Below are 14,923 nucleotides of genomic sequence, written 5' to 3' on the forward strand. Positions count from 1 at the left end.
AAAATCGTTCTGGTCGGTCTGAATAGGTCCAGGACGGACGCAATCAGACTTGGCATATCAGACTGTTGACCACCAGCCTTAGCCGGAACGCCACAGATGGCGCAATCGCAAATCGATCACGGCAGCGATCAATACGGCGACCCGATTCGAAGCAGCCTTCGCTACTGCTTGATCCCAAGCTCGGTCAGCATGAACGCTTGATACTCCGAAGCTTCCCGAAAGCGTTGCAGGCGGCCGGACTTGCCACCGTGACCGGCCTCCATGTTGACGCGGAAGACTAGGGGGTTGTTGTCGGCTTTCTTGGCACGCATCCGAGCTACATACTTGGCCGGCTCGAAGTACTGCACCTGCGAATCCCATAAACCGGTACCCACGTACAGCGACGGATACGCCTTCGCCTCGATCTGGTCGTAAGGCGAGTACGACAGCATGTATTCGTAGAACGCCGGATCGGCCGGATTGCCCCATTCGTCGAACTCGTTCGTCGTCAGCGGAATCGACTCATCCAGCATCGTCGTGACGACATCGACGAAGGGTACCTGGGTGACGATCACCCGGTAGTCATCGGGAGCCATGTTCGTGATCGCGCCCATCAGGAGGCCGCCCGCCGAGCGACCCATCGCGGCCACGCGCTTTTTATCAGCATAACCTTGCGCCACCAGGTATCGCGTCACATCGATGAAATCGTTGAACGTGTTGACCTTCAGCATCAAACGGCCTTGTTCGTACCAGTCGCGGCCCATTTCCTGCCCGCCACGAACATGCGCAATGGCATAGACGACACCGCGATCAACGAGACTCAGCAGGGTCGAATTGAAAACTGGCTCGGTATTGCTGCCATAGCTGCCGTAACCGTACTGGAACAGCGCGGCCTTGCCGTTCTTCTCGAAGCCTTTTCGATACAGGAGGCTGACCGGAATCTGTGTGGTGCCATCACGCGACGGCGCCCATACGCGCTCCACCACATAGTTGTTGCGCTCAAAGCCGCCCAGAATCGTGTCCTGCTTCAGCTGCTTGCGCTCGCCCGTCTTGACGTTCAGTTCATAGACGGTGTTGGGTGTGGCCAGCGACGCATAACGATAGCGGACCCAGTCGGTATCCGGCTCGGCGTTGACATCGAGTTCCATGAAATACGCGGGCTCATCGGCGGCGACCGGTGTGGATTCGCCGTCATTCGGCAAGATTCGCAACTGGTTCAAACCATCCCGCCGCGCTTCAACGGCAAGGAACCCATTGAACAGTGCCATGGCACCAATGAACACTTTTGGATCGTGCGCGACGACATCCTGCCACTGGCTGCGGTCTGCCACATCCGATGACGCAGCTCTGACAACGCGGAAATTTGGTGCGTCCCAATTGGTCCGTAGAAACCACTGTCCATTAAGGTGATCGGCGTAGTAAATGAAATCGCGCTCGCGCGGGACCATGGCCTCGAACGCACCTGGATTTGCCGCGGGCGTGCAGCGGTCTTCAGTCGACACCGTGCTCTCCAGGTGGACACACAGAAACGCCTCGCTCGTGGTCTGGTAGAGACTGAGGTAGTAACTCTTGTCCGTCTCTTCATAGACCACGGTGTCCGTGCTCGGATCAGTTCCGAGCACGTGTTGCTTCACGCGCGTGCTGAGCAAGGTGACCGGATCGTTCTCGATATAAAACACCCGCTTTTGATCCTTGGCCCACAGGATGTCCGGGGCGGCGCCGTCGATGACATCCGGCAGCATGTCGCCGGTGCTGAGATCTTTGATGTGGATGCGGTACTGCAATCGCCCGACGGTGTCGTCGCTATACGCCAACAACGTTTGATCCGGGCTCAATTCAAACGCCCCGATCCGATAGAACCCCTTGCCGGCCGCGAGCGCATTCACATCGAGGAGCACTTCCTCGGGTGCGTCGATGGCGTCCTTGCGGCGCGCATGAATCGGGTACTCCTGGCCCGCTTCGTAGCGGGTGTAGTGCCAGTAACCACTCTTCCGGTAAGGCACGGTCGAATCGTCCTGCTGAATCCGCCCGGTTAGTTCGGCATAGAGCGTGTCGCGCAGCGCTTGTTGTGGTGCCAGCACGGCATCCGCGTAGCGGTTCTCGGCCTCCAGATACTGGAGCATTTCCGGGTTCTGGCGACTGTCATCGCGCAGCCAGTAGTACTCGTCCTGACGCTTGGCACCGTGCGGCGCGACGACCTCATAAGGGCGTTTTGCGGCGACCGGCGGCGTGGGTGTGGCGCTCGCTTCCGGCGCGGTGGTGGGCTCGGGCGAGCATGCTGCCAGCATCGACACTGACAGGCCAAGGGCCAAGGCCTTGATCACAGGACGCTTCATGGGACACCGATCGTGAGGGTAAACCCCGAGCATCGCCGATTGTGGGCAACCGCGACAAGGGAGGGACTGAACAAGTCCATCCTGGACTTTCAGACCCGCAATGAGTCCGGCACGTGTCCGGACTCATCGCCTCGGAACTTGTTCAGAGGCTCCCAAGTGGCAGTCGAAGCAGGGCGAGCGCTGCGCTGCCGCTGCGACTCAGCTCGCTGCCGGAGTTGGTTCAGGCGACGCGCGCGCCACACTCAACAGTTGCTCGATCCGCGCGTCCTTCTCCGCCCAAAGCGTGTTCAGCCACGCCTGAAACCGCTTCCGATAATCGGGATCGGTCTCGTAGTTGCCGCCCAGCAGCTCAGCGGGCACGGGCCGGAAGCTCAGATCAACGCGGATCTCCCGGATCTTGCCAGCGATCAGGTCCATGATCGTCGGGCGGCCATCCGGATAGACGATGGTCACGTCGACGATGCCGTCCAGCAGTTCGCCCATCGAGTTCAATACCTGCGCCACGCCCCCGGACTTGGGCTGCAGCAAATGCCGGTACGACGACTCCGCGAGCTTCCGCGCGTTGGCGCGGGTGCCCTCGACAAAATTCATGATCGACACCGGCAGCTCACGAAATTTTGCACAGGCTTTGCGCGCGGCGTCGAGATCACGCGTAGCGAGCTTAGGGTTCTTGGCAATCTCGGACTTGCTCGCCCGCTTCATGAACGGAAAATCCAGAGCCCACCAAGCCAATCCGAGTACCGGAACCCAGAACAGGCTGTCTTTCAGAAAGAAGCGCTGAAAGGGGATGCGACGATTCAGCACCTTCTGCAGGACCGGGATATCGACCCAACTTTGATGATTGCTGAGCACCAGATAGCGCCGCGCGCGACTCAAGGCCAGATCGCCCGACAGTACCCAGCGTGTAGGCGTGAGCCACGCCATCAGTCGATTGTTGACGCCGATCCAGCTTTCACCCAATGCCGCCATCCAGAGCGATAGCTCACGGCGCAGCGACCGAATTGGCAACGCGAGCTTGGCGAGCGACAAACTTACGATCGGCGCGGCATGCAGCAGCGTGTTGATCGATACCAGGCCGCCGGCAATGCTGGCGCGGATCCAGTGAGCAAAGGTGGTGATCATGGCGGTGGATGCAACTCGTCGTCTCAGATGGCCAGGGCGCAGGACGCGGCCCCAACGCAAGCGAGGATAGCAGCGCCTTGGTCAGCGGCGACGTCGCGCCTACCACTTCCGTCAGGGACCAGGACTCTTGCCAGATTCAGGCGGTGCTGCCAGGCGTGACCATGTCAGCCGCAACTGCCCGACGTTGTCCTCGTAGTAGCCCGGATGCCCAATCAAACCGGCGGCGTCGGCATATCCGAGATACAGCGTATCGGCGCCATCCGGCACGACGATGGTCTGCAGCATCCCATCAGTCGTACGGCCATCACCCACCGCAAACACCTGATTCAGCTCGGGTGTCAGTTCCCGGGCGGTGTCCTGTGCTGACACGGTCAAGGTGTCGGGCGGCGCGGCTGGGTCCGGTTGTTTTGCAAACACGCCGACGAGATAGAACGCGCGCTCCGCGGATGCTGTGCCGGAAAAACCGTTGGCCGGTGCAATCTCGGTATTCGATAGCATGCACGTGCCACCGTCCGGGCCAACGAGGCTGATCTGGCCCGCACAACCGACCTCACCTTCGATGCGAGGAAACTGCAACCACTTGGCGCCATCCAACGAAAGCGCCAGCGGCAGCTGACCATGAAACGGATCCGCCGGGGTATCGCTCTGACCCGCCAGATAAACGTTCATCCGGGCATCCACTTGCAATGCGTCCGCAGGCAGCGTCCACGCAAACGGCACGTCTGGTTTTGTCCCAGTTTGGGCCGCCCAGGTACCCGAGCACGCGCAGGCGAAGCAGCATGCGACGCTCAGCCGATACAACACAGGACGAACGCAAGCCGTCACAAACATGCTCCAAGTATGCAAGGACTCTGAATTCGCCCAGAGTCGAGGCGGGTCAGGAAGTCGCACTGAATCAAGCCAACTGTTGACTCTGACCCTCCCGGAAACACTGCGATCTTGCCAAATTCGGGCCATTGCACTCAAGGCTGCACACAATTCGACCCATGCAGGCAGATTCGGACCAAATTCCGCGCAAACCAAATTCGGTTCCCGCGCAACACACACATCCGAGCGCGCCCGCGCTTCGAGAAGCCAGCAAAAACGAGTAAGCGAGCAGCGGTGAGGCCAGTGCCAGAGCCTTGCAAACCGTGGTGGCGGCTCGCTCACATGCGCGTGGCATACGGCGATAGAAGCGCCGGCGCCGGTAGGCGTATGGGAGGATGCGTCACTGACGAGTACCGAAGCGCTTTAGGGAGCCTCCGAACCGGTTCAGAGGCTCCCCAAGCGTCAAGCTTTGCCTGCGCGCTCGGAAGCGGAGCCGCCACGACCGGGTCGGATTGTTGATCTGGCGCCATCACAGCACGTGTTCATGACGCCACCCACGCCGACTACAGCTTCGGCGTCAGGCCCAACGCGGCTTCAATGGCGTCCAACCGAGCGCGGAGTGCCGCATTCTCGCGTTCCAGCTTGGTGTTCAATCCCTGAATTGCCGCCAGGGCCACGCCATCTGGATCGACCGTTGCGATGGAGCGGTCATCCGAGCCATTGAGTTTGAACGCCGCGTGGAAATCTTGCGCCATGGGGCCCATGTGCCGAATATCGGCTGCTTGCGCTTTGTAGCGCCAGGTATAGATCGGCAAAGTGCTCACATGCTGCAGCACCAATTCGGAGTCAACCGTCTTGATGTCGTCCTTCATGTTGCGGTCACTGATGCTGCTCCAGCTGCCACTCCCAGCAGCCAACGTGACACCGGCCGTCGATGCGCTGTTAGTGACCAGACGCACACCACCCGTCGCCCGCACTTCAAACTTGTTGGGGCCGCTCGACACAAACGGCGTCGTGCTCGACGCATCAGCCCACACAAAGGTGCCCTCGTCGCCGTTGTTGTCCGTGGTGCGCGAAATGTTCTCGCATCCGGTTGGCAGGGTGCCAGTACTGGCTGGCCGTACCTTTGCCGAGGTTCCCGCAGCAAACGACGCAGCGCCGCCAGCGCAATTGCCCTGACCGCCGATTGCCGCCGCATACGTCCCCGTCGTGCCGTTGCCACTGCCACCTGCAATGACTGAGTACGGGCCGTAGGCCAGGCTCGCGTAACCGCCCACCGTTGTGGCGTATTCTGCCACCGCACGATTGCTTGCACCACCCACTGCCGTCGAACTCTCTGCCGTGGCGCGTAGGCCCATGCCACCTAAAACCGTGGCATAACGCGCATTGCTCGGATTCGCATCGGCGCTCCCAGCACGGTTAGCCAGGCCGCCAAATACCGACGCGTAGTGGTCGTAGGCGACGTTAGGTTCCTCAAAGAACAACACGCCCTCGGATAGCGGAATGGCGCCGCCACCCACGACGGTGCCACCGCGAACCCCGGACGCCACGACGTTGGCCGAACTGCCAGCGGCGATGTTCGCGCTGGAGCTGACGGCTTCGAGCTTCATCACTTGCGAGTTCCACGCGCGGAGGACGAGCGGCTGGGCATCCGTTGTACCGAGGAAGTTGTTGCTTGCGTTCGTACCGGCATTCCCGCTCAGCGCCCAGGACACGCCAGAGATCGCCGTGCAGGCGGATGATCCATCATTCGCGATGCTCCGGATCGCACTGCCCGCCGGGCAATTGCCGACCACGCGCCGCTGCACTTCGTTGACATTGATGTCGAAGACGCCGACCTCGCCGTCACCGATGTGCGAACTCGTAATGCCGTTCGACGCGACCGAAATCGTGCCGCTGCTCGTGATTGGCCCGCCCGTCAATCCAGAACCCGTGTTGATCGCCGTTACGGCAGACACTGCGCCGCTGGTGACACTGCAAGTCACCGAACCATCGGCCGCGACGCTGCGGATCGCCTCATTTGCCCCGCAGCTTCCGGCCACCCGTCGCTGCACCTCAGTGCTATTGATCTCGGCCGCGCCGACGCTCCCATCAATGATGCCCACAGCGCCGACTGCATTGGGGCTGACGCTTGCCGCCTCGCCCGCAAATTCGGCCACCTGGGCTTGCGGTACGGGTCGAATCGGGGTGCTGGTATTCAGTGGCGCGAAGGCACCAGTCTGATTGCCGGGGCGAACCCCGACGAGCAACTCGTAGTCGCCCATCGTGATCGCCGGGCCAAAGTCGAGATCAACGGTGAACAAGCCATCAATGACGGTCACGTCCTCACGAACGATGGTTTGATGGTCAAGTAGTTCAAAGCTGAAATCGAATGTCCCGTTAGCGGGCAAACCCGCATCTTCCAGACTGCCCTGATACGTGAAGGCGGTGCTCATGGCAAAAGCGGGGCTACAGAGCGCCAGCAACAAGCTGGCCAAAGTGGTGTGACGCATGGGTTTTGTCCTCAAGTGAATGAAATAGGGTGATGCAAAAGCGCTGGTAGTCGAACGGATCCGACGAAAGCCGAACCGATGGTTCGCGGCGAGCGAGGCGCTGATCGCGGTTTCTCTTGCTGGTGATCGGGAAACCGCTTGATTACGGTGCACTGAGTCCGGACAGGTGCGGGACTCAGCGAGCGTCTGAACGTCCGGGACGGCGCTATTCAGACCCGCCCAAGCTATCCGGATCGACCGGAGCCTCGTCAGAGACGCCATCGCTTCTGGTGAAGCTCCACGGAACAGTCAGTGTGACGCGTTGATGAAACCCTTGATCGAGTCGATACCGCGACTGGCTGCGCGGACCCGCAACGCTCTGGCCGATACTGCCGATCAGCGCATAGCGAACACTGGTCATTCGGGCACCGCCGCCAGCAATCAGTTGTTTGGTCAAACGATACGGGCTCAGTGGCGCCAAGGTGTGGGCCGCTTCGCCTGCAACTGCAACGTCCGGTACCAGCAACGTCATCAGCAGGAACCCCGCTGCCGCGAATCCAACACGGTCTCTCATCATGTTCATCGCCATCCTCCTCGGTGTCTTGTGGCTTGCCCACAGATACGCAAGCGCGCTGCGCGACCCGCCAGAAAAATGCGAGAAATATTTCTTCGCTAAAGCCAAAAATGGGCGTGCGATTTCGTACTGAGCCTCGTTCGCGCGCGACGATTGCGTGCGACGTCTGCGCGTATCGTTTGCGTGCACCTGCGGCGCGCTCATTGTCTCGGCTTAGTCTGCTCAACAAGTTGCTGGCGGATCGATAGTCAGCCAGAGGCTGAGACGCGCGTCCTGCACTTGGGTGCGACGAATGGGACTCGGCGAATGGTGTGGTGGCCGCACGCGCAAACAGATCTGGGCACGCGTATCCCCGAAGCCAACACGCCTACCGACGCTTGCTGCAATCCTGCGCCGATCGTCAAGGTTTACTCAGACGATGCTCCAGCGCCTGAGCATCACTCTCACGGCCGGATCGACGATACGCATCAGCGAGACCAACGGCGAGCTCCTGCCGATGCTCGTGCGTCATTGGAAACTGTTTGGCCAGAATCGCTTCGGCACCGAGGAACTGGCTGATCGCGTTCGCCACGTCACCTTGAGCCAATTGACTCTGAGCGATTCGCAATTGGATTTGCCCAGACAGGATCTTGCCTTTGCCAAATAGTCGATCCGTGATCTCCAACGCCTCGCGATAGTGATTCATCGCGTCGGCGTGCTTACCTTGCGCCGCCAGGGCGCGACCCAAGTTCTGCAGCATCGTTGCGACCGCTGCGTGTTCCCGTCCCGTCACATGTTCATAGCGTGCCAGCAAGTCGCGGTAACGCGCTTCGGCCTCGCCAAACTGCCCTCGCCGAAGTAGGGACTCGGACAGGCTGGCCTCAGCTTCGAGCGTGTTCAGCGCATCGGGTCCAAAATGCTGACGGCGGAATCGCCACGCGTTCTGAAAGATCGCCTCGGCTGCATCCAAATCGCCTCGAACGGCGAGCAGGCGACCGTAGTTGTGGCGGATCTGCATGCCCCGCACCGCTTCGGTGGCGCCTTCGGCCAGAATAGGATTTTGGAGCAGTTGTTCGGCGAACGGAATGCCAAACGAAAGATCCTGGGTGAGAAACGCAATCACCACACGCTGGCCTGCGAAATTCAGAGTGATCGGAGCATCAGGGCCAAACGCCTTCATCGCCAACGCGTGGCCCTGATCATAGTCACGCTTCGCCAGGTCGAAGTCGCCGGTCCGCAGATAGATTCCGGCCAGACCGTTCAGCGCTTCGAGACTGAGTTCATGGGACTCGCCGAGGCTGTTCTGAAGCAATGCCAATGCCTGACTGTGTTGCTGCTCGGCTTCCGCCATCCGGTTCAAGTGTTTGTATACCGTGCCGATCGCAAAGCGAACACGGCCCTCCGTTTCGGGATGCCCGGCAAAACGCGATTCGATATTGGCGAGGCCAGCGGCCATCGCATCCAGCACAGTGACGTCGCGGGCATCGCGACCGCGCGTGTTGACGTCGGCACTCAGCAGCAGGTCCTCGACCATGAAGTCCGCAACCGCTTGTGCTGCCGCCCGCTCCTGCTCGGCTCGTGATTGCGCCGCCAATGCGAGATCACGGTCACGCTCGGCTTGGCGAAAGCCGCTGAAGGCGAGCACCGTGCCAAGACCCAACCCAAGAATCGCGGCCGCACTCAAACCAGCACTGAGCCAGTTTCGACGCAGCCACTTCTGTGTGCGATACAGATGATCGGGCGGCCACGCCCGAATCGGCAAATGCTGCTGGTAGCGATGTAAATCATCTATCAGCGCATCAACGGATCCATAGCGGCGCTGCGGTTCGTCCTGCGTGGCGCGATCGACGATGCAGTGCAGCTCCGGATTGCTATGCCCGGATGCGTGAAGGAGCTCACCCAAAATAACGCCCAGGCTATAGACATCACTCTGAGTCGACACGCGTCCAGCCTGATGTTCGGGGCTTGCGTAACCGGGGGAGAACGCATGCGGCGCCGGCGTTTCCTGATCGCGACGATCTGCCTGATCGAGCAGTCGCGCGATGCCAAAGTCAAGAAGCACTGGTCGCAATGGCTCGGTTATCAGAATGTTCGATGGCTTCAGATCACAATGCAGCACCAGTTGCCGATGGGCAAACGCCACGGCTTCGGCAACCATGCAGAAGAGATTCAACAGTCGCTTCGGATCGGGTCGATGCTGATGGCACCAGACATCGATGTGCTGGCCCTCGATCAACTCCATCACCAGATAGGGATCACCGTCAGCCGTGGCGCCGCCATCCAGCAGCCGGGCAATGTTGGGATGACTGAGGTCGGCAAGCACTTGACGCTCACGCGCAAAGTATTCGCGTGCTTCCGGTCCCGGCAGACCAGTAAGCCATTTCAGCGCACCGCGTTGCTTGAAGTGCCCATCGATGCGGCACACCTCGAAGACCGAGCCCATGCCGCCCTTGCCCAGGTCGCGCTCGATGCGCCAGACCCCGAGAATGTCGCCGCGCTCCAACGTGCGCGCGCGATGCGGCAATCCTGAGCGTAGCGCCGGTTCGGTTTCACTCAGGTCGGGACTCGACTGCAGCGCGATTTGTACGAGCGCGCGCACGGACGGATCGAGTGCCATTCCGGCAAACGCTGCGGACCGCTGAGACGCTGGTAGTTCCAGAAGCTGCTTCAACACCGCGCCGATCTGGTCTGACGCTGCTCTGCTTGCCATCTTGCCTCGCCTCCTCGCGTTCAGCCCCACACCGTGCTGTGAATTGCTAGCACCGGGATCAATCACCGACCCCTCTCATCAAACACGCCATAACTCATTGGTTTTGCGAACCAATAAATTGCGGGTGGTAATGATTCTGACCGCAAGTAACCCCCTCCCCGGGCCCTCCCCCGCGATCGCGGGGGAGCGAGCCGACTCCCTCTCCCACGCGAGTGGGAGAGGGCTGGGGAGAGGGCTACTTGCCACACTGCGCCGTTGTAAGAATCACGCATTGTCGCCGACAGTTTGATGCGCGAATAAGCGCACCTTTAGTGCAAGCTCCCACCAAAGCATAGTCAAGGCACTCCACACGTGCAAAGGCCGGCCTGTACATGTAGGACCGAGCGAAAGCGGAAGCGCACGATCGGGCGGTCACGATTCGAGCAAGGCCCATTTCCAGACAGTGCCGTCCTCGGGATGCGTGATCGCGCCAAGGCAGCTAAAGCCGAGCTTGGCCAGAATTCGGGTCGATGCACTCACTTCCGGCAAGGTATGCGCAATCACGCGGCATGACGCCGCCGCGGCCGCCTGGCGATGGGTCTCTATCAGAAGCCGGGCCATTTCAGTCGCCAAGCCGAGGCCTTGAAACGCGGGGAAACAGAAGTAGGCGATCTCGGCCTCGTGGTCCTTCGGTTGCCCGGCGAAGCCGCAGGTGCCGATGATCTGACCGGACCGAACGGCCAGATAACCGATCCAGGGTTCCCGGTAACCACGTTGCTCGTACATCGCCAAAGTCGCAGTCAGCACGCTGTCGAGTTCGGGCGCGGTCAGGAGCGTGGGATCGAGGACTTGATTCGGACGGATCGCGAGCAATTGCATGGCAAGTGGGCTTCTGAAGGCGTGTTCGCAATCCGTGTGGTTTGGACCACCCTGGTTGCGATCCGGCACATTCTTGCTTTCACCATGCCGGACGCAACCCGAACCGTTTCGTTCCCAACCAAGGACGGTCTGGCTCAGACCCGCCTTCGCTCGCGGAGACTCTGAAGCTGTTCAGAGTCTCCCGCAACCGCGGCAGCGCCTCACTCGAATCCGCTTGCGAAAATGCTGTCAGCCACGGCCGATGGCGTGACATTGACGGCTGTCGCGTCCGGACCCGGGCCGACACTGTTGCGTGCCCGCACGGTGCAGCTGTAGGTGACCCCGTTGCTCAGGCCCGTCACGGTCAGCGGGCTTCCCGCCCCGGTGATTTGGAAGGAGCCGCCATTCGTGCACGTTGCCGTGTAGTCAATGATTGCCGCGCCGCCAGTGCTCGCTGGTGCATTGAAGCTCAACGTCGCCGTTGCATTGCCGGGTGTACCGGATGTAATGCTCGGTGCCCCCGGGACAATCGCCGCGATGGTGATGCTGAAGACCTGATCCGCATTGCCAGCGGTGTTGGTTGCGCGAACCGTGCCAGTAAACGTACCGGCTTGATTCGGCGTGCCCGAAAGCACCGCGCCGACCAGATTCAATCCGGGCGGGAAGATGCCGCTCTGAAGTGCAAAGCTCGGTGCTGGCGAACCGGATGCAGTGTAGGTGTGCGAGTAAGGCGAGCCAAACGTGCCGTTGCCCGGCGCGCTGCTCGTGAAGGCAGGCTGCGTACCGGCCAGAGCGGGCAAGGTCACCAGATCAATCCAGGCGGCATCGGCGTTACCCGTTGCGGCGGTATCTTTTTCGTAGGACCAAGTCAGCGTGTGGTTACCGGCGGCAATCGCAACGGTGTACTGCTGCCATGCTACTTCACCAGATTGGCCGAACCCACCCACTTGGGCACAATTGCTGCCGATGTTTTGCTCGGTGCTATCGACGTAGAAGCGGAAGCAGTCCCAATCCAATTCAGAAGACACGCGAGCGAAGAACGTGACATTCCCAGCCTGGAAATTGCCGCTGGTCTGAATGCGCGCGTTCGTACTATTGCCCAGCACAGTTGGCGTACGAAGGCTGCAGGCGCCTTCATGCACGCTGTCCGTTGCGACCTGCCAGGGCAGGCTGCCATCGTCCGGGGTACTGAAGTTGGCCGGGAACACGCAGTTCGGTGGGAACACACCAGCATCGCGCAGCGTAACAGTATGCGTGCTGGCACCGAGCGTCGCACCGCCGCTCGCGCCTGACAGCGAGACGGTAAACGTCTCGTCGGCTTCGGTGCTGCCGTCATTGATGGTCGGCACCGTAATCGTTTTCGGGGTGGCATCGCCAGCAGCCCAGCTCAGGGTGCCCGTGGTGCTCGTGAAATCGCCCGGTGCAGCGGCAGTCCCATTGGCCGTCTGATAGTTGACGCTGACCGCACCGTCGCTGCCGCCAGTGCGATTGACCTGAATCTGCGCCGTCGTACCTTCCGCGACGAGTTGCGACGCCTGCGCAAAGGCCAGCGTGCCGGGGCCAGCGGCAAGGCTGAGCTTGAATGCGCCGCGGCCATGCGTGAACGCGAACAACTGCGCACTATTGCCGCTGCCAATAATCTGCAGCCACTCGGTCGACACGTTCGGGAAGCTCGTGATTTCCGCAGCCCAAGTACCGCCACCATCCAGGCTGGTAAAGACGCCGATATCGGTGCCAACCCAGACGCGATTTGGATCGGTCGGATGCACGGCCACCGACAAGGCCGGCACATCGGGCAATGCGCCGCCGCCCGAGCCGGCTGCGGCCGACCAAGTGGCACCGCCGTCGGTGCTCTTCAGCACATGCGTGGCGCCAAACGTCGCAATGGCGGCGTAGGCGATCGCGCTGTTGCTTGGCGCAAAGGCGAGTGCGGCGACGTAGCCGCCGACCGCGGTCGAGGTCCAGGCAGATGCCGAGGTATCGGTGGTCGCTGTGGTGGTTCGGTAGATGCGATTGCTGCCGCTACTGCCGGCCATCAGCACGAGATTGCTGTTGCCGGTCGCGACGGCAATCGCGGTGACGTCGTCGTTGCCACTGTTGAACAAGGCAGACGCCGCCGTCCAACTGGTTGCGGCGTTGTCGGTGCGCCACGCACGCGAGCCCCCAAACCAGAGGCGTTGCGAGTTGTTCGGGTCCATCTGGAGCGGCGGGATGAACGCGGTGCCTTCCGATGTTGAAATCCCACTATCGGCAGATGGCCAAGTGCTGCCGCCATTGCTGCTCTTGCGAAGGTCGACATTCTGACAACCGGCATACAGCACATTCGTGTTGCTCGGGTCGACGCCGGTATAGCCCCCATCGCCACAGGTCAACGACGACCACGCATTCGGACCCGCAGCATCGGTGCCGCGGTTGGTGCCGTTGTCTTGCGCGCCAGCCAGATAGCTCGTGCCATCCGGGTAGGCTGTCCCGTGATAGAACTGGGTCACGGCATATTGGTTGTTGACCGAAGCCCAGCTCACGACCGGATTCGCAGGCGTGCAGTTGCTGCCGACCGTCGCCGGCAAGATCGCCACCGCGGCGCGCGCGTTGTTGGTCCGGTAGATGCCACCGTCCTGAGTGTTGTACAGGATCTGATTCGATGTGCCATTGAACTGAGGATGGAACACAAACGAGTGGTGATCCGGATGCGCCGGATCGGCGCGACCCCAGGTACTACCGCCATCATCCGAACGGAACACATTGACGCCGCCGACCCAGACGATATTGGAATCGACCGGATCAATCGCAACGGTGATGTCATACCAGCCCTGACCGATTCCGGGTAACAGCGTCGAACAGGCAAAGTAGCCCGACAGCAACATCGTATTGCCGCGATGGGGATCGGTATTGCGCACCGTTGCGGTCCAGGTGCTGCCGCCATCGTCCGACCGATAGAAGGCATGCAATTGGTGCAGGTAGTCGCCATTGCCATCAGACGTCACATCTGGGCCCGCCACGCGACTGGACCCAATGGCGTAGGCACGTGTGCCACGTATCGCTACAGCGAGACGGCCCAGCCCCGCATCCAACGGCGCCGTGCCGAGCGTCTGCGGCCAGCTGATGGTGTCCGTACTGCGGAGCACTTTGCCTTGCGAGAAGTTGCCGCAAGCGGCAAGCCAGGTATCGGTGCCGGAGATGGTGCTCACCGCCAGATCCAAGCAGCGAACCTCTGTCGAGCGCTGGGTAAACGTACCGCCACCGTCACTGCTGACAAAGATGCCGGTGTTGGTGGCCGCCACGACTACTTGGCTATTCGACGGCGCCACCACCACATCATTGACGAAAAAGAAATTGCTACCGGTGGTGTTCGCGAGCTGGGTCCAGGTACTGCCACCATTCGTGGTCTTGAAGATACCGGCGCCGCGAATGGCGTCCACATTGAACGAGCCCTCACCGGTGCCGGCGTACAAGACTTGCGCGTTGCCGGGATCCAACGCCAGGGCCGAGACGGCAATATTGGCCATGGTGTCGCTGGTTGGTGCCCAACTGGCGGCGGCATTTGTAGTCTTCCAAACCCCACCGCCAACGCCAGCCGCGTACATCGTATTCGGCGTGGTGGGGTCGATGACCATCGCACGCGTACGGCCGCCGATATTGCCGGGGCCGAGTTCCTGCCACGCTGCCAGAATCGCATCTGGCGCGCGATTGGCAACGTCGGACTCATCGAGATAGACCAGGCGTGCGCCGCTGGCAATTTGAGTCATCCGCTTCATCTGCTCGCGCCCCGCAAGCAGGCGTTCGACGGGCAAGTCGCGCATGCCAGGCGCCACGCGCTGGCGGAGGTAGAACTCGGCCGCCTCGCCGGGTTGATCGTAGCGTTCACCGGCTTCGGCCCCTGCAGGAGCGTCGCGGTGGAGCGTGTTCGGGTAGTTCTGACTGACACAGGCGGCCAGGGCACTGATCGACAGTCCCAAGGCAACGGCGCGGATTGAAACAGATCGGGACATGGAGCGTCTCCTCGGAAGACGGAGACTAGTCTCCAACCTAAGATCGATTGACTCAACCCTTAGACGGACGTCCCGATGACAGTTTGGTCAACTTCGGTGACAATGGCGGATTATCTTCG

At 61.1% G+C, this 14,923-nt stretch carries 8 protein-coding genes; all 8 read right to left on the reverse strand.

Annotated elements, in window-relative coordinates:
* Positions 1-161 precede the first annotated feature (161 nt).
* Positions 162-2,267, reverse strand: coding sequence for a S9 family peptidase (locus C7S18_RS20490; RefSeq protein ID WP_106894126.1), 2,106 nt, complete (start codon positions 2,265-2,267; stop codon positions 162-164).
* Between the two features lie 246 nt (positions 2,268-2,513).
* Positions 2,514-3,437 (reverse strand): acyltransferase, encoded by a 924-nt coding sequence (locus tag C7S18_RS20495; protein WP_106893319.1) that lies wholly within the window; start codon positions 3,435-3,437, stop codon positions 2,514-2,516.
* A 111-nt stretch (positions 3,438-3,548) separates the two neighbouring features.
* Positions 3,549-4,106: a hypothetical protein gene (locus C7S18_RS20500; protein WP_146152044.1), complete on the reverse strand. Its 558-nt coding sequence runs from the start codon at positions 4,104-4,106 to the stop codon at positions 3,549-3,551.
* A 701-nt stretch (positions 4,107-4,807) separates the two neighbouring features.
* Positions 4,808-6,736: a tail fiber domain-containing protein gene (locus C7S18_RS20505; protein ID WP_170113393.1), complete on the reverse strand. Its 1,929-nt coding sequence runs from the start codon at positions 6,734-6,736 to the stop codon at positions 4,808-4,810.
* Between the two features lie 205 nt (positions 6,737-6,941).
* Positions 6,942-7,298, reverse strand: coding sequence for a hypothetical protein (locus C7S18_RS24295; protein WP_146152045.1), 357 nt, complete (start codon positions 7,296-7,298; stop codon positions 6,942-6,944).
* A gap of 391 nt (positions 7,299-7,689) precedes the next feature.
* Entirely contained in the window at positions 7,690-9,978 is a 2,289-nt protein-coding gene (locus C7S18_RS20515; protein ID WP_106893323.1) for a serine/threonine-protein kinase, read from the reverse strand.
* Positions 9,979-10,389: 411 nt separating this feature from the next.
* Positions 10,390-10,836, reverse strand: a complete 447-nt coding sequence (locus C7S18_RS20520; protein ID WP_106893324.1) for a GNAT family N-acetyltransferase — start codon at positions 10,834-10,836, stop codon at positions 10,390-10,392.
* A 200-nt stretch (positions 10,837-11,036) separates the two neighbouring features.
* Entirely contained in the window at positions 11,037-14,804 is a 3,768-nt protein-coding gene (locus C7S18_RS20525) for a Calx-beta domain-containing protein (protein WP_106893325.1), read from the reverse strand.
* Positions 14,805-14,923: the final 119 nt, after the last annotated feature.

It is taken from the genome of Ahniella affigens (genome assembly GCF_003015185.1).
In the GTDB taxonomy this organism is placed as follows: domain Bacteria; phylum Pseudomonadota; class Gammaproteobacteria; order Xanthomonadales; family Ahniellaceae; genus Ahniella; species Ahniella affigens.

Excerpts from the sequence above, each read along its gene's own strand:
- C7S18_RS20520 (WP_106893324.1), bottom strand. The coding sequence starts at position 10,836 with ATGCAATTGCTCGCGATCCGTCCGAATCAAGTCCTCGATCCCACGCTC.
- C7S18_RS24295 (WP_146152045.1), bottom strand. The coding sequence starts at position 7,298 with ATGAACATGATGAGAGACCGTGTTGGATTCGCGGCAGCGGGGTTCCTG.
- C7S18_RS20525 (WP_106893325.1), bottom strand. The coding sequence starts at position 14,804 with ATGTCCCGATCTGTTTCAATCCGCGCCGTTGCCTTGGGACTGTCGATC.
- C7S18_RS20495 (WP_106893319.1), bottom strand. The coding sequence starts at position 3,437 with ATGATCACCACCTTTGCTCACTGGATCCGCGCCAGCATTGCCGGCGGC.
- C7S18_RS20500 (WP_146152044.1), bottom strand. The coding sequence starts at position 4,106 with ATGAACGTTTATCTGGCGGGTCAGAGCGATACCCCGGCGGATCCGTTT.
- C7S18_RS20505 (WP_170113393.1), bottom strand. The coding sequence starts at position 6,736 with ATGCGTCACACCACTTTGGCCAGCTTGTTGCTGGCGCTCTGTAGCCCC.
- C7S18_RS20515 (WP_106893323.1), bottom strand. The coding sequence starts at position 9,978 with ATGGCAAGCAGAGCAGCGTCAGACCAGATCGGCGCGGTGTTGAAGCAG.
- C7S18_RS20490 (WP_106894126.1), bottom strand. The coding sequence starts at position 2,267 with ATGCTGGCAGCATGCTCGCCCGAGCCCACCACCGCGCCGGAAGCGAGC.